This window comes from Paenibacillus forsythiae T98, from assembly GCF_000520735.1.
Lineage (GTDB): Bacteria > Bacillota > Bacilli > Paenibacillales > Paenibacillaceae > Paenibacillus_AQ > Paenibacillus_AQ forsythiae.
Map to the genome: position 1 here is coordinate 1 of NZ_ASSC01000266.1, position 734 is coordinate 734.

Sequence of the window (734 nt, forward strand, 5' to 3'; positions counted from 1 at the left end):
TTGATTTCTCCAGCCGCAACATGGCGGCCTTCCACTGAACCGTCCGTCAGATGCTCTCCAGTAACGGATTCCGCCGCCAAGTGCTCGGAGCCGACGACGCCTTCTCCCAGCTTGCCGGAGGTGACGCTGCCGTCCTGAAGCTGGACGGACGAGACCGAATCCGGCTGGAGATGGCCGAGTCCGATGGAGGAGGGACGGAGATGCTCCCCGCCGATAATGCCGGGGGTCAAATGCTCCGGCTGAATCGCGCCGGGTGCCAGGGCTTCCTGCCCTACCGAGCCGCTCGCCAGATGCTCCGCTTGAACAGACGATGACGTCAAGTGCTCGCTGCCGATGGAAGAAGGAGTAAGATGGTAGCTCTGCACGCTTCCCTCCTCCAGATGGCGGGACTGGATGGAGAAGGAGGCGAGCTTCGAGCCGTCCACCGCTTCATCCTGAAGCTCCGCTCCGCCTACCGATCCTTCCGCCAGCCGGTCGCTGCCAATGCTCTTTGGCGCAAGCTTATTTCCGGGGAGCGAGCCGTCAGGCAGCAGCTCCGCAGAGCGCACTTCCTCTGACAGATGCCAAAGGGTAATTTCTCCAGCCGCGAGATGGCGGCCTTCCACCGAACCGTCTGCCAGATGCTCTGATTGAACAGACGATGACGTCAAGTGCTCGCTGCCAATAATGCCGGGGGTCAAATGCTCTGGCTGAATTGTGCCGGGTGCCAGGGCTTCCTGCCCTACCGAGCCGCT

The 734-nt window shown here is 62.1% G+C and carries 1 pseudogene; it reads right to left on the reverse strand.

What is annotated here, in order from left to right:
- A pseudogene (locus tag L692_RS32560) lies at positions 1-734 on the reverse strand (hypothetical protein); the annotation flags it as partial.